Here is a 17,963-nt window from a genome sequence, read left to right on the forward strand (position 1 = left end):
CGGTCAGCCGGCCTTCGCGAGGGGCGTCAGCGCCCGTCCGCTGACGCCGTGTGTCGGATTGAGTCCCATCAGCTTCTGCACGGTGCCGCCCAGAACCGCTGCATGCATATGTTCGGGCAAGGCCGCCTTGGCGGTGGCCACCGGATCTGGATCACTCATTTCAAACGGATAATCGCTGCCCAGTACAACGCGGTCGGCGCCGACCACTTCGGCGAGATAGCGCAACGGCCGTGGATTGAAGGCGACCGTATCGAAATAAAACTTCCTGAAGGTGTCGAGCACATCGCCCTTGAAGCCTTTCGCGCGCGGTTCCGGCCGATGGTCGGCGGCATGCCGGAAGCGGTCTATCTGATATGGCAGGAATCCGCCGGAATGGGGCAGGTTCATTTTCAGATCAGGAAAGCGTTGCAGCACACCGCCGAAAATCATGCGGATGACAGCGAGTGAGGTCTGCAACGGATAGCCGATGCAATTGTGCAGGAAATACTCGTTCAGACCCTGCGGCGGCTGCTCGTCATAGGGATGCAACAGAACGAGGACTTTCAAATCCTGCACGGCCTGCCAGAACGGATCCAGCGCGGTGTCGTCCAGAAACTTTCCGGGACCGACATAGGTGGAGAGCTGGATCGCGCGGAAACCCAGATCGCGAACGGCACGTTCCAGCACCTTGATGGCCGCAGCGGTGTCCTGCAGCGGTACGTTGGCGGCGCCGGCCAGACGGTTCGGATGTGCCGCGACCGTAGCCGCCAGATGCTCGTTCTGCAGTTCGGAAAATTTCACCGCCAGATCGAGCGGCATTGTGTAGCCGCACAGGTCGATCCAGCTCGCGACCACCTGCATGTCAATACCTTGGCGGTCGAGCGTGGCAATGCGCTCTTCAACCCGCATCAATGGTTTCGGGAAGGGCTTTACGCGACCGCCGGCCAGCTGCAGTTTTAACGCATCATCGGTGCCAGTGAATTCCACACCGTAGCGGGCACCGTCCCGACGCAGGATTTTCACCATTTCCGGGGGGACGAGATGGGCGTGGACATCGATGATTGGAGTGGTCATGGGCATTCCATAATTGAGGCAGTTGGCGCCGCACTTTAATCAAGTCGGGGTCGCTGGCGAGTTGAATTTGCGCCCGGCATCGGGGAATGTCAGCGTCCGGTCAAACAACCAAAGAACGTCCTTGCCAATGCCCTCACGCCGCGCCTCGACGGCGCTCTCCCGTTTCACGGTCCTCGATCTGAGTCGCGTTCGCGCGGGGCCGACCTGCGCGCGCCAGCTTGCGGATTGGGGCGCCAACGTCATCAAGGTCGAGGCGCCGGCGCGGCTCGAGCCGGGCGACCCGATCGGCGGGCCGCGCCACAATGGCGATTTCCAGAATCTGCACCGGAACAAACGTAGCATCACGCTCGATCTGAAAAATCCGGCAGGCCGCGATGCGTTGTTGCGGCTTGCAAAAACGGCGGATGTGGTGATCGAGAATTTCCGGCCGGACGTGAAGACGCGTCTCGGCATCGATTACGAAAACCTGCGCGTGATCAATCCGCGCATCATCTATGCCAGCATTTCGGCCTATGGGCAGACGGGCCCTTACCGGGAGCGGCCGGGCTTCGACCAGATCGCGCAAGGCATGGGCGGGCTGATGTCGATCACAGGGTTGCCGGGGCAGGGGCCGGTGCGGGCGGGCGCGGCGGTCGCCGATGTCGCGGCAGGCCTGTTTGCAGCGCTTGGCATCATGGTCGCCCTGCTGGAACGTGAGACGTCCGGCGAGGGCCAGAAGGTCGAAACCTCGCTGCTGGAATCGCAGATTTTCATGCTCGATTTTCAGGCTGCGCGCTGGCTGGTGGATAAGGTGGTGCCGAAACAGGCCGGCAACAACCATCCGACAAGCATCCCGACCGGCGTCTACAGGACCAAAGACGGTTACATTAATATCGCTACAACCGGCGCGCCGACCTGGATTCGCTTCTGCAAGGCGATGGACGCAGAGCATTTCCTGCAGAATCCGGATTATGCCAGTAATGATCTTCGATCGAAAAATCGCGACAAGCTCAACGCCGAGATCAACGCCATCATGGCGGCGCGGACCAGTGCGGATTGGATCGAGCGATTGAACGTGCAGGGCGTCGCTTGCGGCCCGATTTATGCCATCGACGAGATGTTTGACGATCCGCAAGTCAGGCATCTCGGTATCGTCACGCAGATGCAGACGAAGGATCGCGGCACGCTTGACGTCATGCGCCAGCCCGTCTCACTGTCGCGTACGCCGAGCGTGGTGGCGATGCCGACGCCGGAACGCGGCGAGCATACTAGTGAAATTCTGCGGGAATTCGGATTCAGCGAAGCGGATATTGAAACGCTTCGCAAGGCGAACGCGATCTGAGGAGTTTTGAAATGTCGCAAACGGACAAGATGCTTGCGCGCAAGGAAGATCGCGTCGGCTACATCATCTTCAACAATCCTGAGCGGCATAACGCGATGTCGCTCGAAATGTGGGAGGCGACCAGCGATATTCTCGCCGATTACAAGAAAGACGACAATGTACGTGTCGTTGTCCTGGCCGGCGCTGGCACCAAGGCATTCATTTCCGGCGCGGATATTTCCAAATTCGGTTCCGAGCGTGCCTCTCAGGTGGCGGTTGAGCGCTACAACGCGGCGACGGAAAGGGCCTATGCCGGAGTGCACGACTTCCCCAAACCAACGATTGCGTTGATACGCGGCTATTGCATCGGCGGCGGCCTCGGACTGGCTGTCAGTTGCGACATGCGGATTGCAGCCGACAATGCACGTTTCGCGGTGCCGGCAGCGAAGCTCGGGCTTGGTTACGACTATCCGGGTCTGAAGCGGCTGATGGACGTCGTTGGTCCGTCTTTCACGAAGGAAATATTCTTCACGGCGCGCCAATTCGACGCCGAAGAGGCGAGAACCATGGGCCTCGTCAATCGTGTGTTGCCGGACGCGCAGCTCGAAGACTTCGTGAAAGGCTATGCCGATACGATTGCCGCGAATGCGCCGCTGACGGTAGAATCGGTCAAGTTTATCGTCGGGCAGGCGCTCGAGGACGAGTCCCGGCGCGACATGGCGGCCATCGCGGAAAGCGTCCGGCGCTGCTTCGCCAGCCAGGACTACATTGAAGGCCGCACGGCCTTCATGGAAAAGCGAAAGCCGGTTTTCACCGGCCGATAGTCTCGCTCTTGGCGTTTTTCAGGCAGTGAAACCCATGCCGCCGTACTCCGGCGGCATTGGCCCGCGCGGGTTGGCGATAGCAGCCAGAAGGTGCTAGGTCATCGCCACCCCATTTGCCCGAGGCAGCAGCGAACAGAGGTAACTCATGTCGAGCGTGTATCCCGATCTTCAACTCTACATCGACGGCGAATGGTTGAACGGTGCGGGCCGCAAGGGCGAAGACGTGCTTAACCCGGCGACCGGCAAGGTGCTCGCCAATCTCCCGCATGCCAGCAAGGCCGATCTTGATCGCGCGCTCAACGCCGCGGAGAAGGGACTGGCCGTGTGGCGGGTGACGACCGCCTATGACCGTTCCAAAGTGATGCACAAGGCGGCCGATCTGGTGCGTGAGCGCACAGAGCAGATCGCCAAGGTCATGACGCAGGAGCAGGGCAAACCGTTTCCGGAAGCGCGCGCCGAAGTGATCGGCACCGCCGACATCATCGACTGGATGGCTGAGGAAGGCCGCCGTGCCTATGGCCGCATCGTTCCCGGTCGCGGCAAGAACGTGCGGCAGCTCGTGGTGCAAGAGCCGGTCGGCGTTGTCGCCGGCTTCTCGCCGTGGAATTTTCCGACGCTGACCCCGGTGCGCAAGATCGCGGGCGCGCTCGCGGCCGGCTGCTCGATCGTCCTCAAAGCGGCCGAGGAAACACCGGGCTCCGCCGTCGAACTCGTGCGCTGCTTCCATGATGCAGGTCTGCCGAAGGGTGTGCTCAATCTTGTGTTCGGCGTGCCGGCCGAAGTGTCGCAGCACCTGATTGGCTCAAATACGGTGAAGAAGATTTCCTTCACCGGCTCGGTGCCGGTCGGCAAGCTGCTGGCCGGTCTTGCCGCGCAGGGCATGAAGCGCGCCACCATGGAACTCGGCGGTCACTCGCCGGTGGTAGTGTTCGGCGACGCCGATCCGGAAAAGACTGCCGACACCATTGCCGCGTTCAAATACCGCAACGCCGGACAGGTCTGCATTTCGCCGACGCGCTTCTATGTGCAGGAGGGCGTCTATGACCGCTTCCTCAAGCGCTTCACTGAATATGCGCAGGGCATCAAGCTTGGCGACGGCCTCGAGAAGGGCACCACGATGGGACCGCTCGCCAATTCGCGCCGTCTCGATGCGATGGAATATTTCGTCAACGACGCAAAAGACCGCGGCGGCAAGATTGTCACCGGCGGCAAGCGGCACGGCAACCAGGGCTATTTCTTCGAGCCGACGGTGATCACCGACGTGCCGGATGACAGCAAGATCATGACCGAAGAGCCGTTTGGGCCGGTGGCGCCGATCGTGCGCTTCAAGACCTTCGATGAAGTGGTCGAGCGCGCGAATTCGTTGCCGTTCGGTCTTGCCTCGTATGCGTTCACGGCATCGGCGCAGACCGCAACCATGATCGGCGATGCGTTGCAGTCCGGCATGGTGGGTGTGAATTCGGTCGCGATCTCGACGCCGGAAACGCCGTTCGGTGGCATCAAGGAATCCGGCTATGGCCAGGAAGGCGGCATCGAGGGGCTGGAGGCTTACACCAACCGCAAGTTCATCTCGCAAGGGTAGCGCCAATTGCTGTCATCATCCGCGAAAGCGGATGATCCGGTAACTACCAACATTTCAGAGATTACTGGATGCCCCGCTTTCGCGGAGCATGACAGTTTTAGACTTGAGCCTTTGGCTCCCGGCACGCCAACCAAATCTTCTCGATCGTCGCCGGCATATCCATGGTCGCCGTTGCCTTGCCGGGAACAGCGTCGGCAATCGCGTTCATGATGGCGGCCAGCGCGCCGGTGGTGCCGGCCTCGCCTGCGCCTTTTACGCCGAGCGGATTTGTGGTGGCAGGAACCGGGTGCGAAGCATCGCGGATGATTGGCGGCATGTTGTCTGCGCGGGGCATCGCGTAATCCATGAATGAGCCGGTGACGAGCTGCCCGCTGTCGCGATCATAGACCACATTCTCGAACAGCGCCTGGCCGAGTCCCTGCGCCACCCCGCCATGCACCTGGCCTTCGACCAGCGTGTGATCGAGTACGTGGCCGCAATCATCCACTGCGGAATACGACAGCACATCGAGCCAGCCAGTTTCGGGGTCTATCTCGACCTCAGCGATGTGGCAGCCATTCGGGAAAGCGAGCGGCGTGTCGGTCGCGATCTTGGTGTCGAGATTTTCGGCAATCTCGCCCTTCTTCTTCAATTCATCCGCCTGCGCAGCCAGCTCGAACAGGCCGATCCTGCGATCGGTGCCGACTACCTCGAATGTGCCGGCGCGATAGCCGATATCGCCTTCCGCCGCTTCCAGCACATGGGCGGCGATCTTCTTGCCCTTTTCGACCATTGCTTCGACCACGCGCACAGTGGCGCTGCCGGCCGTCATCGACGAGCGGGATGCAACCGACGGAAAGCCCTTCAGACCCATGTCGGTGTCGCCTTGCCGGTGCTTGATCAGCTGGACCGGAATGTCGAGCTTGTCGGCGACAATCTTCGGATAGACGGTGGCGTGTCCCTGGCCGGTATTGCCGACATTGAGACCGATGGTCAGTGTATTGCCGGAGAACGTGAGCAATGCGCCTTCGGTCGGGTAACCGCCGGAATGCTCCAGGAAGCAGGAAATGCCAATTCCGCGCAGCTTGCCGCGCGCGTTGGACTCCCGCTTGCGCTTCTTGAAATTGTCGTAGTCAGCGAGCGCGAGCGCCTTGTCGAATACAGCGGGAAATTCGCCGCTGTCGAACACGACGCCGAGCGCATTCTTGTAGGGCATCGCCGACGCCGGAATGAGGTTGCGCTTGCGCAGCGTGGCGCGATCGATGCCGGTGACGCGCGCGGCTTCGTCGATCAGCCGTTCGGTCAGGTAATTCGCTTCCGGGCGTCCGGCGCCGCGATAGGCGCCGGTCGGCACTGTATTGGTATAGAGGCAGCGCGCCCCGTAATCGATCCTTGGAATGCGATAGACGGTCGGAAAACATCGGGCAAAGTTCACGGTCGCAAGCGTGATGCCGGCCGTGGTCGCATAGGCGCCGAGATTCTGAATGTGGCGGACGCGCAGCGCCAGGAACTTGCCGCGCTCGTCCATGGCGAGCTCGCCGATCGTCACGCCGTCGCGGGCCTGGTTGTCGGTGTTGAAGGCCTCTGAGCGGCTCGACATCCAATGCACCTTGCGGCCGACGGTCTTCGCCGCCACCAACAGCACCGGATATTCAGGATAGGGGCCGCTTTTCATGCCGAAGGCGCCGCCGACGTCATCGGTCGTGACGCGCAGCTTCTCCTTCGGCCAGTTCATGATGGCGGCGACCGTCTCCTGCATGGGCCCGGCGCCCTGCGTGCAGACATGCAATGTGTAACGGTCACTGGCGGCATCATAGCTCGCGGTGGCGCCGCGCGGCTCCATCGACGCTACCATCAACCGTTGTTGCGTGAGGGTCTGCCGGATGACATGGGGCGCAGACGCAATAATGCGTTCGACCTCGCGCTCATTGGCGCCGTCGTCCACAAGCAGGCCAGGCCAGTCGATGGCGAGATTGCCGGACACGTTGTCGAAGAGCTGTGGTGCATCTGGCTTGTCGGCTTCGCTTGCGTCGGTCACCGCCGGCAATTCGTCATATTCGACGAAGACCAGTTCAAGCGCGTCGAGCGCATGCAACTGCGTATCTGCGACAATAGCGGCGACGGCTTCGCCGACATGGCGCACCTTCTCGCGCGCCAGCGGATCGCGCTGTGAGATAATGGCGGGCTTGCCGCTACGATCCTTGAATGGCACCGGTCGCGCCACGTTGCCGACGCCGGCCTTTTCCATATTGGCGGCAGTCAGCACCGCCAGCACGCCGGGTGCGGCCAACGCTTCCGTTGTGTCGATCGAGACAACGCGAGCATGCGCATGCGGAGACCGCACGAAAACAACATGGGCGGCACCCTGTTTCTCGACATCGTCGACGAAGCGGCCGTGCCCGCGCACCAGCGGGTCATCCTCAACGCGGATGGTTCGATGCGCATGGACGGCGTCGGTCGCAGAGGTCATGGCAGGGGCCCTTGGCTTTTGGAAAGCGGCTTATAGCGCAAAGCAAGGCGGTGGACAGCCTCTGCTTACAATGGCTTCTGGTTATGGGAGCCATGCGTCGTGGAGAGCCAGCCGATGGCATCACTGAGGGCAGGTCCAAGTCCTGACTTGCTCCTCGTCACGCGCCTCCGGCCGCCAGCTTGCGGTTGGCCGCGATCATGTCGGCGATCCCGGACATGGCCTCGTTGTTGAGCGGGATATCGACCGGCGCATTGCGCTCCGCCGACAGGTCAGCGGCGAGATAGCATTGCATGACCATGCGCGCGCTTTCCGGGGTGACCATCACCGGGCGGTCGAGGATGCAGGATTCGAGAAAGTGCAGCGTCTCCGGACCCATCTGCCCGGCGAAGACGTGGTCGACTTGCTCGCCCGGCATGGTCGACATCGGATAGCGCGTGCCGCCTTCGACGGTGTTCAGCCAGTTGTCGCGGTGTGTGTCGTCGAGAAACAGCGAACCCTCGGTGCCGGTGATCTCAATCCAGGTGGCGCAGAAATTTGGATAGCTTGGCGGCAGATTCCAGCCGCCGCCGATGGCGACCAGAACGCCGTTGTCCATCTTCACCGTGGTCCACATGACGTCGTAGGAGCCGTTCACCGGCTTCATGTAGCCATAGGCGCCCTGCGAATAGACACTCACAGGCTTGGCCGGCTCGAGCAGCCAGAACACCATGTCGAGATCATGCGTTGATTCCATCGCGGCGGGCGAGAGCCGCACGCGGCTTGCGATCTTCTTGCCGAGCGATCGTGAGAGGTGCCGGCTCACCATGACGGAGACCGGCTGGCCGAGCGTGCCGTCGGTCAGCTTCTTCTTGGCGTAGGCGAATTTGGTGTTGAAACGCTGCGAATAGCCGATGGTGAATTTGACGTTATTGCGCTTCGCCAGCGCGATCAGTTCGTCTGCCTCGAACAATTCCATCGCGATCGGCTTTTCCAGCAGCACATGCTTGCCGGCTCTCAGGCAGTCGCGCGCGATGGGATAGTGGGTGCTTTCCGGCGTGGTCGAGATATAGACCACCTTGATGTCCGGATTCTTCACGATGTCCTGGTAATCCAGCGTGGCCGTCGCCGCGCTGGTCAGCGCCGCGATTTCCTTCAGCCGGTCCGGCCGAATCTCGCAGACGTGCAGTTTCTTGACCAGTGCGGAGCGGGACAATGTTTCCGACCGGATTCCCCCGCACCAGCCAGTGCCAATCACCGCCACTTCCATTTGCACGATATGAAACCTCCCCATCAGACGGCCGGCTTTACGGTCATTGCTGTGAGCAGACCATGAGATGCAGGGGCCTGCAAATTAGCTTGCAAGGGGAGTGCATATTACCAATCTTGAAAGAGCGCCCAATTTGCAGCCGGCTCTCGCGGCGTACTTCCGCGCGTCGCTTTCAGCGATACACAGACTTTTAATGCGAGGCCCCGTTTTGCCGCGCTTGCCTAATAGCAAATGCGGATGCGGCGCATGCCCTGTGGTTCCGGCTTGTTGGTCCAGTAACAGGTTGTCGGCGGCGCAGGCGGTGCATCCGGGTCGATCTGCGGCCAGACGCCGGGCCCGTCATAAGCGGCATAGCGGTAACCCGGCCGCAGCCAGCCGGGATAGCCATAGATTGGATAGCCGTAGCGCGGGCCGTACATATCGTAACGGGTCGAATAGAACGGCGCCTTGAGCAGCGTGTTGGCGGCGGCGCCGATAATAAGATACGTGGTGATGGGGTCGGCCTTGGCGGGCGTCGCGCAAAGAACGGCGGAGGCAAGCAGAGCGGCTGCAGCGCCGCTGGGAATTCGGGGCATGACCGGTCTCCTTCCGCAGCCGAATCAATAGCTTGTCATGGTTAACAGATGGTTGGCCGCCGTCATGAGTGGGGCGGCGCCAATTCGGCCGACAAACTTCCGGCGAAATGCAGCCTGACCTTTTGGCCATGCGGCGCGGATGGTGCGAAGCTTTTCTTGCTGCGTTGCTGCTGCTGGTCGGCTCTTCCCTCAGCCGGGAGGCCGAAGCGCAGCAACATGACGACTCGCTTTGTCTCATGATCGAATCGGCGGCGCAGTCGCATGACCTGCCGGTGGAGTTCTTCGCCCGGGTGATCTGGCAGGAAAGCCGTTTCCGCGCCGGTGCCGTCGGGCCTGTGACGCGCAGCGGCCATCGCGCCCAGGGCATGGCGCAGTTCATGCCTTATACGGCTGCCGAGCGTGGTCTGCTCGATCCTTTCGATCCCGTCCAGGCGCTGCCGAAATCGGCGGAATTCCTGCGCGAGCTGTGGCTGGAATTCGGCAACCTTGGGCTGGCCGCCGCAGCCTACAACGCGGGTCCGCGCCGCGTGCGCGAATGGCTCGATGGTACGGGCCACATGCCAGGCGAGACGCGCAATTATGTGTCGGCCATTACCGGAATGACTGTCGACGAATGGAAGGAGCAGCGCGGCAAGCCGACGCCGCCAGCCTCGCCGCGCAACAAGCCGGGCTGCGGTGAACTGATGGCGTTGCTCAAACAGACGCCCAGTCCCTTCCTTGAACAGCTTGAGCGACGCGTGAAGCTTGTTGCGGGAAGTCCCTGGGGCGTGCAGCTCGCCGCCGGATTTTCGCGCGATCGCGTCTTGGCAGTCTATGCACGGCTGATAAACCGTTTCAGCACCGTTCTTGCGGAACGCGATCCGAGCATTCTCACGACATTGCTCCGCAGCCGCGGCACCCGCGCTTTCTATCAGGTGCGTCTTGGCGCCGAGACGCGCTCTGCCGCCAACGATCTGTGCAGTCAGATCAGACGCGCCGGCGGCGCCTGCATGGTGCTGCGCAATACGCGCGGCCGCGCCGACGCGGGTTAGTTGTTATCGCCTTCCAGCGCGCGCTTCACCGCGTCGGTCACCTGACGTGTGGTCGCGTTGCCGCCGAGATCGGGCGTATGCAGCGCCGTGTCGGCGGTGACGCGCTCGACGGCCTTCATGAGGCGCGCAGCGGCGGCTTTCTCGCCGAGATGATCCAGCATCATCACGCCGGTCCAGAATGTGCCCACCGGATTGGCGATGCCCTTGCCGGTGATGTCGAAGGCCGAGCCATGGATCGGCTCGAACATTGAGGGTGTCTTGCGCTCGGGATTGAGATTGGCCGTCGGCGCGATGCCGAGCGAACCGGCGAGTGCCGCCGCGAGATCGGAGAGAATATCGGCGTGCAGATTGGTTGCGACGATGGTGTCGAGCGTCTCCGGCCGCAATGTCATGCGCATGGTCATGGCATCGACCAGCATCTTGTCCCATTCGACGTCGGGAAAATCTTTTGCGACTTCCGCCGCCATGTCGTCCCACATCACCATGCCGTGGCGTTGCGCATTTGACTTGGTGACGACGGTGAGTTTCTTGCGCGGGCGCGAACGGGCCAGCTCGAAGGCGAAGCGGATGATGCGGGTGACGCCGGACCGCGTAAACATCGCGACGTCGGTGGCGACCTCCTCCGGAAGGCCCTTGTGCACGCGGCCGCCGACGCCGGCATATTCGCCTTCCGAATTCTCACGCACAATCACCCAGTCGAGCTCGGGACCGCTGACGTGCCGCAGCGGGCTTGTGATGCCGGGCAGGATGCGGGTCGGCCGCACATTGGCGTATTGATCAAGCGGCTGGCAGATCGCGAGCCGCAGCCCCCACAGCGTGATGTGATCGGGAATATCGGGTGCACCCACCGCGCCGAAATAAATAGCGTCGAAGGGGCGCAGCCTGTCGGCGCCGCCTTCCGGCATCATCACCCCGTGCTTCTTGTAATAGTCAGAGCCCCAGCCGAAATGCTCGACCTTCAGCGAAAAGCCGCCATCGCGCTGGGCGCAGGTTTCGAGGACTTCAAGGCCCGCGGCGATGACTTCCGGCCCGATGCCGTCGCCGGGAATCGCAGCAATCTTGTGGATGCGCATTGTTCTTATCTCGCCATCGTCCGTCAGACCAGTCCGCATGAAATCTTCAAGACAGTTCCATCAGACACATTATAACCCGCCCGCATGGAATGATGCACAGACGGCATTCGCCTGTGGGTAGCTCAGCCCTTACGTTGCGCTGACCCGGCTCGCTTCGAGCGCGGGCGCAAGAGGGCCAGCCTTGCTGGCTGACGCCGGTCCTCACCTCGCATCCCGGCATCGTGCTGAACACCCTCGCGGCGGATGGCCGCGGCATCGTCTGGTCGCCGCAGAGTTTGGTGATGGATGATCTGGCCGCAGGAGGACGCTTGATCCGCGCAGGCGATCCGGCATGGGACATTCCGGTTGAAATTCGCCTGTTCCGCCCGCGCGCCCGCCAGAACGACAAGGCTGAGCTTTTCTGGGCGGCGCTGACCGGCCAAACGATTTCGTGAAGCGGTTGCGAGGTTCTGCCGCCACCTTATTTGCATAGTATGATCCGCCCGTGAGTCGCGGATCCCTCCAAGCTGGAGACTTCTGATGCCGGACTTTCGCCGCATCGTCTGGAACGCTCTGCCCGGCCTTTTAGTAGCGACGGCCTTGCTGCTGTCGTCGCAGCTTGCGTCTGCGCAGGACACGCCGGCACCGGAGGAGAATGCGGCTTCGGAAAAACTGACCATCGATCAGATGATCGAGCCGGTCGTGCGCATCAAAGTGTATGTCGATCCAAATGCGCGCACCTCGCAAAGCCTCGGTTATGAGCGCGACGGCTCCGGCATTGTGATCGACTCCAACGGTCTGGTGCTGACCATCGGCTATCTGATGGTGGAAGCGCACACGGCCGAGATCATCACCAATGACGGCCGCAAGATCGCGGCGAATATCGTCGGCTACGATCACGACACCGGCTTCGGCCTCTTGCGTGCGACCGCGCCGCTGAAATTGCGCGCAATGCAATTCGGCAAGGCAGCCGATCTCAAAGTCGGCGAACCGGTGCTCGCCTCGAGCTTCGGCGGCCGCGACGGCACCGTTCCCGCCTTCATCGCCGCACTCCGGGAATTCGCCGGTTCCTGGGAATATCTGATCGACGGCGCCATCTTCACCGCGCCTGCGCATTCGCACTGGAGTGGCGCCGCGCTGATCAATCGCGAAGGCAAGCTGGTCGGCGTCGGCTCGCTGATCGTCGGCGATGTCGGCGGCAAGCATACCGGCGTCGCCGGCAACATGTATGTCCCGATCGATCTGTTGCCGCCGATCCTTGCCGATCTCATCAATGACGGCCGTGCCGGCAATGCGCCGAAGCCGTGGCTTGGTGTGAATACGGAGGAGGTGAACGGCAAGCTGATCGTCAGCCGGATCACGCCGGGCTCGCCCGCCGAGAAGTCGGGAATGAAACGCGGCGATGTCATTGTCAGCATCGGCGGCGAAGCGCCGGCCGGTCTTGCGGACATGTACCGGAAAATCTGGTCGCGCGGCGAAGCCGGCGTCGACGTGCCGGTCGATTTCGAGCGGGACGGCGGCAAGCGGCATCTCGACATCAAGTCGATGAACCGGCTCGATCACCTGCGGCTGAAATCGACGCTCTGATTTCCAGCCGCTCCGCCGGGCGAGTTACCTGTTGCCCCAGTTGAAGTCGCGGGCTGCCGCGATCGGGTCCTTGATCGGCGAGTCGCAAGGCAGGGTAACGTTGCCCTCCATGCGGCCGGAAACGTTGTCGAAGCGCGCCATCCGGCAATGGCCGTCTTTCTGCGCATAGACGACGCGGCCCTGACGCTTCTCCTCCGCCTTGCGCAAATCCACTTCGATCTGATGGCGTTCGCGCTCGTCGAGCACGGTGCGTGCCGTGAAGTAAGCGCAACTGATGATGACGGCACCGAAAGCCATATAGATTGCAGCCACGCGCAGCAACCGGAGGCCGCGGGTCTGAATGCGGGGTGCTGTCCGCCGGGCGCCCTTTGCATCCTTGCGTCTCCCTTTCGCAAGGCCAGGCGCGCCGGTCATTCCAATTTCGCGCATGTGGTGAAGTTAACACGTTTGGCTTTCCATCCGTTTTCATGAATAGCTCAAATTGTCACAACTGCCTGTTTGATGAAGCGGAAACACATCAAATCATTGCCCTTCCTCCTCACACTCTTCGTTGTGCTTAAGAAAATCTTCATCACGATGGCCCGGCCATTCTGCATTGCCCAGGTCGCCGATCATGCGGTGCTGATCCAGCGGAATGCGCCCGCCAAGGGCTGACGCGTTCAGGTCTGTTTGCAGACGGCTTCGCGGCAGAGCTTGGTGAGTTCGGGGAACGGCTGATAGGCGGCCTTGCCGCATATTTCCGGAGTGGCCTTCACCATCTGCGTCATGCGTCCCGCGTAATAATAGACGGCCATTTCGCGCAGGCCCGCATATCTGGCGGGCTCGCCTTTCTTGTTGGGCCGTTCCTTCGGATCGAAACGCAGGCAGGCGACATAGCGCTGAGTTGTGCCGACATTGGTCAGCGTCGGCTCGGAGACGAAGGCGTCGCGGATGCCGCTTGGGTCCGGCAATTCCTTGTGCAGGTAGTCAAGGATCTCGGTGCGATAGCCCTGCGGATAGAGATTTTCCTCGACCTTCTTTTCTTCCTGCGCCGCGCAGCCCGCCAAGAGCGCGGCCGGCAGCAGCCAGGCTGCAATCCTTCCCGATAATGTCACGCTGCGATGCCTCCCTCCTGCGCATCGTGAAAGTCTAGCAAGCCGTCCCCGCACGGACATCCGGAAATCCATACCAGCGCGACACAATCACGCTTGTTGTCAGATTCATTTTTCAAACAGCAGAGCAGACGCGCGTCATCGCCCGTATTGTTTGAGGCGCCGGGATCGCCTTCCTGCTCTTTCCCTCACTTTCAATAAGTGAGGGGGATGGCGCGCCGGGCGGCGCAACCTTCCTTTTTCAGTGTGCGATCCCGTTTCCGGAACCGCCGCGTCGTCCGACGCGCCATCGCGGCGTTTTCACTACGATGCCGGGCCGCGCTTGGTGGGTGATCCAGTGTGGGCCCACGGCAGCCAGCTCCTGGCGGAGGCCCATCAGTGGCCTCGGGCGGAGCCCCGGCATAGCCCGAGTGCGAGCTTGCGAGGCTCGCCCGCGGGCGCCGCACCGGCCGAGGCCCGGAATTACCGGGCGCCGTCCAGGAAGGGTCCTGCGGCGCATCTCCACCGCAGCCCTCCCTTCGTCCCGCCTCCATGACGCCTCATGAGAGCGCCCCTCAGCGGACGAGGTGATATGCTTATAGTCCTACATAGGAATATTGTCAAGAGAAACTTTGCGGGGAATTTGCTGGGTCCGTTTTGGCTATTTGCGCCGGCTGCCGCTGGACGCAAGCTGCGCCAGCAGTGCATCCAAAATCGCGACCTGTCCCTTCACAATCTTGCGCCGCGCCGCGTCCGGGGCGAACCAGCCGGCCTTGTCGACCTCCGGAAAATCCTGCATGCGGCCGGATCTGGGCGGCCATTCCATCGCAAAGAGATTGCTACGCAGCTTCGCCGGATCGGCGTCGCCCTGCAGGGCATAGGCCTGCACGATCTTTCCGCCGGGCTGCCTGAAGGCGCCGAGATCGATAAAGTCGCCTTGCGCGGTGAAGCCGGTTTCTTCGGTGAATTCACGCTGGGCGGCGGCGAGCGGGTCTTCGTCTTCTTCGTAGAGACCCTTGGGAATGCTCCAGGCAGCGTCGTCCTTTTTCGTCCAGAACGGCCCGCCAGGATGCACAAGCAGCACTTCGGGCTTCGCGCCCGACAGGCGATAAAGCAGAATCCCGGCGCTGCGTTTGGGCATGGCTGCGATGTCAGTCCGATGCGTATCAGGCCTCAGGGACGTGCCGGATTGCCGTTCGCAACATCCGGGTTACGGTGTGACGACAGGAGCCTACAATGAATAATCTCATCGCCGATCTCACCGCAAAAATCCGCGACCTCGAGGCCGAACTCGACGCCGAGATGGCCAAGCGGCGCGCCGAATTGCGGGTCGGACTCGAACACGGGCGCATCGCCTTCGAGAAGGAATTGCTGCGGCGGCACCGGGAACTGAAGACCAATCTTTCGAGCTATCTCTGGAACGCGCGCCCGCTGGTCATTCTCACCGCACCGTTCATCTACGCGCTCATCGTGCCGCTTCTGGCGCTCGATCTGTTCGTGAGCATCTACCAGACGATCTGCTTCCCGGTTTACGGCATCGCGAAGGTGAAGCGGAGCGACTATTTCGTCTTTGACCGGCACCACCTTGCTTATCTGAATGCGCTGGAGAAGCTGAACTGCGCTTATTGCTCTTACGCAAATTGCCTGATCGCTTATGTGCGCGAGATCGCCGGGCGGACCGAGCAATATTGGTGCCCGATCAAGCATGCACGGCGGATGGTTGGGGCGCATCCGCGTTACGTCATGTTCGATGATTACGGTGACGCCGAAAATTATCAGCGACGGCTGGCCGAATTACGGGAAAATTTAGCCAAAGGCGAATAAGCCCGCACTAATTGTTCGCTAATTGACCCAAATCAAGTCGCGCCGACTGATTCTCGTATCTAATATGATCGTTGCGACGGCGCAGCGCCCATCTTGCGTCGCCGTAGTCTGCGGACGCGCTCGGCAGGGTCCCACCTCGGCGCGTCCGCCCTTTTTTTGTAGCCGTGCCGCCGGCTCACTTCCCATCGGGCCTAATGATCAACCAAACCGGCCGCCCAAGCAAGCGGTCAAATGCGATGGTGGCGTCCCGCAGGGCCGCCGGCGCCTGGTCGCTATAGCCATAGGCCATCAGCACGAACAGAAGCGGCGGAATGGCCGCGATCCACAGCCCCCAGCGCAGCGCCTGAGCACGGATCCGGGCGCGGCGCTCGGCGTCTTTCTTCGGGTTTGGAATACGGGGCGGGAGATAGGTCATGGGAATTGTTATTGTCACATCAGGCGGCGATCACATTCCATACCGTCATTCCGGAGCGCCGCGAAGCGGCGAACCCGGAATCCAGATATGAATTGGGAATTGCGGCTGGATTCCGGGTTCGCGGACCTGGCCCGCGTCCCGGAGCGACCTCATCCCACGAGCTCAAACCTGTCCACATCGAACAATCCAAAATCGGTGATCTTCAGATGCGGGATCACCGGCAGCGGCAGGAAGGCCACTTGCAGGAGCGGTTCCAGCAGGGTGCAGCCGAGCGCTTTCGCGGCCTCGTGCAGCGGAATCAGTGCCCTGTGAACGGCGTCGAAGCGCTCGAGCGACATCAGGCCGGCGAGCGGCAGCGCCAGTTCGGCGCGGACCTCGCCACCCTCCGCAACGACGAAGCCGCCCTTCAGGTCGATCAGCCGGTTGACCGCCAGCGCCATGTCGGCATCGCTCGCGCCGACCACGCAGATATTGTGGCTGTCATGTCCAACGGATGAGGCGATGGCGCCGCGTTTCAGGCCAAAGCCTCTGACAAAGCCGCGGCCGATATTTCGATTCCTGCCGTGGCGCGCGACCACGGCGACCTTGATGATGTCACCCGCGAGATCGATCTGCTTCTCACCATTGCGCACGGGCAGATCGCGCACGATGCGCTCGGTGATGATCTTGCCCGGGATGACGCCGATGATCTGCGTCGAGGCGCCGGAAGCGGGAATGCGAAAATCCGACGGCGTAACTTTTTCCGCTTTCATGGAATCGAGCCCGACCGGCGCGATGGTCTGCCGCGTGGCAAACAGCGCGTCATCGACAATACGACCGGCGGAGATCACCTGCCTCACCGCGCAGGCATCGAGATCGTCCAGCAGCACAATGTCGGCGCGCCAGCCGGGCGCGATCAGTCCGCGGTCGCGCAGGCCGAAGGCATTGGCGGCGGACCAGCTTGCGAGCCGATAGACATGATGCCGCGGCGCGCCTTGCGCGATGGCGGTGCGGATCATGAAATCGAGATGCCCCTCGCGTGCGATCTCGAGCGGATTGCGGTCGTCGGTGCAGAAGGCGAGAAAGCTCGACGTGTTCTGGTCGATCAGCGGGATCAGTGCGTGCAGGTCCTTGCAGACCGAGCCTTCACGGATCAGCACCGTCATGCCTTTGAGAAGCTTCTCGCGCGCTTCGGCGAGGCCTGTCGCTTCATGGTCGGTGCGGATGCCGGCTGAGAGATAGCCGTTGAGCTCGCGGCCAGAGAGCAACGGCGCGTGGCCGTCGATATGGCCGTCGGAAAAAGCCGACAGCTTGTCGAGCGCGGCCGGCTCTTTCGCCAGCACGCCAGGGAAATTCATGAACTCGGCGAGGCCAACAACCTTCGGGTGCGTGCGCAAAGGCACGAGATCTGCGGCGTCGAGCCGCGCGCCGGAGGTTTCAAAGGCGGTGGCCGGTACGCAGGAGGAGAGCTGCACGCGCAGGTCCATGATGGTGTGCCGCGAGCTGTCGAGGAAATATTGAATGCCGGACAGGCCCATGACATTGGCGATCTCGTGTGGATCGCAGATCGCGGTGGTCACGCCATGCGGCAGTACGCAGCGGTCATATTCCAGCGGCGTCAGCAGCGAGGATTCGACATGGAAATGCGTGTCGATGAAGCCCGGCACTGCGAACAGGCCGCGGCCATCGATCTCGCGCGTGCCTTTGTATTGATCGTAGGTGCCGACTATGCGCGCGCCGCAGATGGCGATGTCCGTCTGCGTGATGCTGCCGGTGATGACGTCGAACAGGCGGACATTTTTGATGACGAGGTCGGCGGCTGTGCGGCCGGAGCCCTGATCGATGAAACGGGCGATGGAAGAGGGGGCGTGTCTGGCGTTCGAGGTCACAATGGCTTCACAAAGGTTTCTGATGTCGTCCCCGCGCAAGCGGGGACCCATAGCCCCATTGCTGTCGAGGTGTGTATGGGTCCCCGC

Annotated in this window: 18 protein-coding genes; 8 read left to right on the forward strand and 10 right to left on the reverse strand. The window is 61.9% G+C overall.

The window, feature by feature from the left end; translation table 11 throughout:
• Nucleotides 1–3: 3 nt before the first annotated feature.
• Nucleotides 4–1,053 (reverse strand): amidohydrolase family protein, encoded by a 1,050-nt coding sequence (locus RO009_10870; protein ID MDT3685529.1) that lies wholly within the window; start codon nucleotides 1,051–1,053, stop codon nucleotides 4–6.
• Between the two features lie 127 nt (nucleotides 1,054–1,180).
• Between RO009_10870 and RO009_10875 the strand changes: the two genes are divergently transcribed.
• The 3 genes from RO009_10875 (at nucleotide 1,181) to RO009_10885 (ending at nucleotide 4,759) form a co-directional block, all read left to right on the forward strand.
• Complete coding sequence (locus RO009_10875; protein ID MDT3685530.1) at nucleotides 1,181–2,374, forward strand: CoA transferase; 1,194 nt, start codon at nucleotides 1,181–1,183, stop codon at nucleotides 2,372–2,374.
• 11 nt (nucleotides 2,375–2,385) lie between these two features.
• Nucleotides 2,386–3,177: an enoyl-CoA hydratase gene (locus tag RO009_10880; protein MDT3685531.1), complete on the forward strand. Its 792-nt coding sequence runs from the start codon at nucleotides 2,386–2,388 to the stop codon at nucleotides 3,175–3,177.
• A gap of 145 nt (nucleotides 3,178–3,322) precedes the next feature.
• Complete coding sequence (locus tag RO009_10885; GenBank protein MDT3685532.1) at nucleotides 3,323–4,759, forward strand: NAD-dependent succinate-semialdehyde dehydrogenase; 1,437 nt, start codon at nucleotides 3,323–3,325, stop codon at nucleotides 4,757–4,759.
• A gap of 97 nt (nucleotides 4,760–4,856) precedes the next feature.
• Here the strand turns inward: RO009_10885 and RO009_10890 are convergent, their stop codons facing one another.
• From RO009_10890 to RO009_10900, 3 genes are all read right to left on the reverse strand, one after another.
• The gene (locus tag RO009_10890; GenBank protein MDT3685533.1) at nucleotides 4,857–7,208 is read right to left on the reverse strand and encodes a xanthine dehydrogenase family protein molybdopterin-binding subunit; all 2,352 of its coding nucleotides are present in this window, start codon (nucleotides 7,206–7,208) and stop codon (nucleotides 4,857–4,859) included.
• A gap of 157 nt (nucleotides 7,209–7,365) precedes the next feature.
• Nucleotides 7,366–8,478: a Gfo/Idh/MocA family oxidoreductase gene (locus RO009_10895; GenBank protein ID MDT3685534.1), complete on the reverse strand. Its 1,113-nt coding sequence runs from the start codon at nucleotides 8,476–8,478 to the stop codon at nucleotides 7,366–7,368.
• Between the two features lie 197 nt (nucleotides 8,479–8,675).
• Nucleotides 8,676–9,029, reverse strand: coding sequence for a hypothetical protein (locus tag RO009_10900; GenBank protein MDT3685535.1), 354 nt, complete (start codon nucleotides 9,027–9,029; stop codon nucleotides 8,676–8,678).
• A 128-nt stretch (nucleotides 9,030–9,157) separates the two neighbouring features.
• Between RO009_10900 and RO009_10905 the strand changes: the two genes are divergently transcribed.
• On the forward strand, nucleotides 9,158–10,060 hold the full coding sequence (locus RO009_10905; GenBank protein MDT3685536.1) for a lytic transglycosylase domain-containing protein: 903 nt from the start codon (nucleotides 9,158–9,160) through the stop codon (nucleotides 10,058–10,060).
• On the opposite strand, the gene RO009_10910 is transcribed toward RO009_10905, so the two are convergent.
• Entirely contained in the window at nucleotides 10,057–11,133 is a 1,077-nt protein-coding gene (locus tag RO009_10910) for a tartrate dehydrogenase (protein MDT3685537.1), read from the reverse strand. The two genes, RO009_10905 and RO009_10910, sit on opposite strands and share 4 nt — an antisense overlap.
• A gap of 221 nt (nucleotides 11,134–11,354) precedes the next feature.
• Here RO009_10910 and RO009_10915 point away from each other — a divergent pair, with 221 nt between their 5' ends.
• Nucleotides 11,355–11,567 carry a LysR substrate-binding domain-containing protein gene (locus RO009_10915; protein ID MDT3685538.1) on the forward strand — a complete coding sequence of 71 codons (213 nt, stop codon included), beginning with the start codon at nucleotides 11,355–11,357 and terminating at the stop codon, nucleotides 11,565–11,567.
• 85 nt (nucleotides 11,568–11,652) lie between these two features.
• Nucleotides 11,653–12,699, forward strand: a complete 1,047-nt coding sequence (locus RO009_10920) for a S1C family serine protease (protein ID MDT3685539.1) — start codon at nucleotides 11,653–11,655, stop codon at nucleotides 12,697–12,699.
• A gap of 24 nt (nucleotides 12,700–12,723) precedes the next feature.
• Here RO009_10920 and RO009_10925 read toward each other — a convergent pair whose 3' ends face one another.
• On the reverse strand, nucleotides 12,724–13,011 hold the full coding sequence (locus RO009_10925; GenBank protein ID MDT3685540.1) for a hypothetical protein: 288 nt from the start codon (nucleotides 13,009–13,011) through the stop codon (nucleotides 12,724–12,726).
• Nucleotides 13,012–13,200: 189 nt separating this feature from the next.
• Between RO009_10925 and RO009_10930 the strand changes: the two genes are divergently transcribed.
• The gene (locus RO009_10930) at nucleotides 13,201–13,353 is read left to right on the forward strand and encodes a hypothetical protein (GenBank protein MDT3685541.1); all 153 of its coding nucleotides are present in this window, start codon (nucleotides 13,201–13,203) and stop codon (nucleotides 13,351–13,353) included.
• 5 nt (nucleotides 13,354–13,358) lie between these two features.
• Here RO009_10930 and RO009_10935 read toward each other — a convergent pair whose 3' ends face one another.
• Nucleotides 13,359–13,793 carry a hypothetical protein gene (locus RO009_10935; GenBank protein MDT3685542.1) on the reverse strand — a complete coding sequence of 145 codons (435 nt, stop codon included), beginning with the start codon at nucleotides 13,791–13,793 and terminating at the stop codon, nucleotides 13,359–13,361.
• Nucleotides 13,794–14,430: 637 nt separating this feature from the next.
• Nucleotides 14,431–14,910: an NUDIX domain-containing protein gene (locus RO009_10940; protein ID MDT3685543.1), complete on the reverse strand. Its 480-nt coding sequence runs from the start codon at nucleotides 14,908–14,910 to the stop codon at nucleotides 14,431–14,433.
• A gap of 95 nt (nucleotides 14,911–15,005) precedes the next feature.
• Here RO009_10940 and RO009_10945 point away from each other — a divergent pair, with 95 nt between their 5' ends.
• Nucleotides 15,006–15,593, forward strand: coding sequence for a hypothetical protein (locus RO009_10945; protein MDT3685544.1), 588 nt, complete (start codon nucleotides 15,006–15,008; stop codon nucleotides 15,591–15,593).
• 175 nt (nucleotides 15,594–15,768) lie between these two features.
• Here the strand turns inward: RO009_10945 and RO009_10950 are convergent, their stop codons facing one another.
• Complete coding sequence (locus tag RO009_10950) at nucleotides 15,769–16,008, reverse strand: hypothetical protein (GenBank protein ID MDT3685545.1); 240 nt, start codon at nucleotides 16,006–16,008, stop codon at nucleotides 15,769–15,771.
• A 149-nt stretch (nucleotides 16,009–16,157) separates the two neighbouring features.
• A complete protein-coding gene (gene ade / locus RO009_10955; GenBank protein MDT3685546.1) occupies nucleotides 16,158–17,876 on the reverse strand; it encodes an adenine deaminase in 1,719 nt (572 codons plus the stop codon).
• Nucleotides 17,877–17,963 lie beyond the last annotated feature (87 nt).

The sequence above is a fragment of the Pseudorhodoplanes sp. genome, assembly GCA_032027085.1.
In the GTDB taxonomy this organism is placed as follows: domain Bacteria; phylum Pseudomonadota; class Alphaproteobacteria; order Rhizobiales; family Xanthobacteraceae; genus Pseudorhodoplanes.

Excerpts from the sequence above, each read along its gene's own strand:
- RO009_10940 (MDT3685543.1), bottom strand. The coding sequence starts at position 14,910 with ATGCCCAAACGCAGCGCCGGGATTCTGCTTTATCGCCTGTCGGGCGCG.
- RO009_10875 (MDT3685530.1), top strand. The coding sequence starts at position 1,181 with ATGCCCTCACGCCGCGCCTCGACGGCGCTCTCCCGTTTCACGGTCCTC.
- RO009_10945 (MDT3685544.1), top strand. The coding sequence starts at position 15,006 with ATGAATAATCTCATCGCCGATCTCACCGCAAAAATCCGCGACCTCGAG.
- RO009_10910 (MDT3685537.1), bottom strand. The coding sequence starts at position 11,133 with ATGCGCATCCACAAGATTGCTGCGATTCCCGGCGACGGCATCGGGCCG.
- RO009_10890 (MDT3685533.1), bottom strand. The coding sequence starts at position 7,208 with ATGACCTCTGCGACCGACGCCGTCCATGCGCATCGAACCATCCGCGTT.
- RO009_10950 (MDT3685545.1), bottom strand. The coding sequence starts at position 16,008 with ATGACCTATCTCCCGCCCCGTATTCCAAACCCGAAGAAAGACGCCGAG.
- RO009_10880 (MDT3685531.1), top strand. The coding sequence starts at position 2,386 with ATGTCGCAAACGGACAAGATGCTTGCGCGCAAGGAAGATCGCGTCGGC.
- RO009_10930 (MDT3685541.1), top strand. The coding sequence starts at position 13,201 with ATGAAGCGGAAACACATCAAATCATTGCCCTTCCTCCTCACACTCTTC.
- RO009_10900 (MDT3685535.1), bottom strand. The coding sequence starts at position 9,029 with ATGCCCCGAATTCCCAGCGGCGCTGCAGCCGCTCTGCTTGCCTCCGCC.
- RO009_10895 (MDT3685534.1), bottom strand. The coding sequence starts at position 8,478 with ATGGGGAGGTTTCATATCGTGCAAATGGAAGTGGCGGTGATTGGCACT.
- RO009_10905 (MDT3685536.1), top strand. The coding sequence starts at position 9,158 with ATGCGGCGCGGATGGTGCGAAGCTTTTCTTGCTGCGTTGCTGCTGCTG.
- RO009_10885 (MDT3685532.1), top strand. The coding sequence starts at position 3,323 with ATGTCGAGCGTGTATCCCGATCTTCAACTCTACATCGACGGCGAATGG.
- RO009_10870 (MDT3685529.1), bottom strand. The coding sequence starts at position 1,053 with ATGACCACTCCAATCATCGATGTCCACGCCCATCTCGTCCCCCCGGAA.
- RO009_10920 (MDT3685539.1), top strand. The coding sequence starts at position 11,653 with ATGCCGGACTTTCGCCGCATCGTCTGGAACGCTCTGCCCGGCCTTTTA.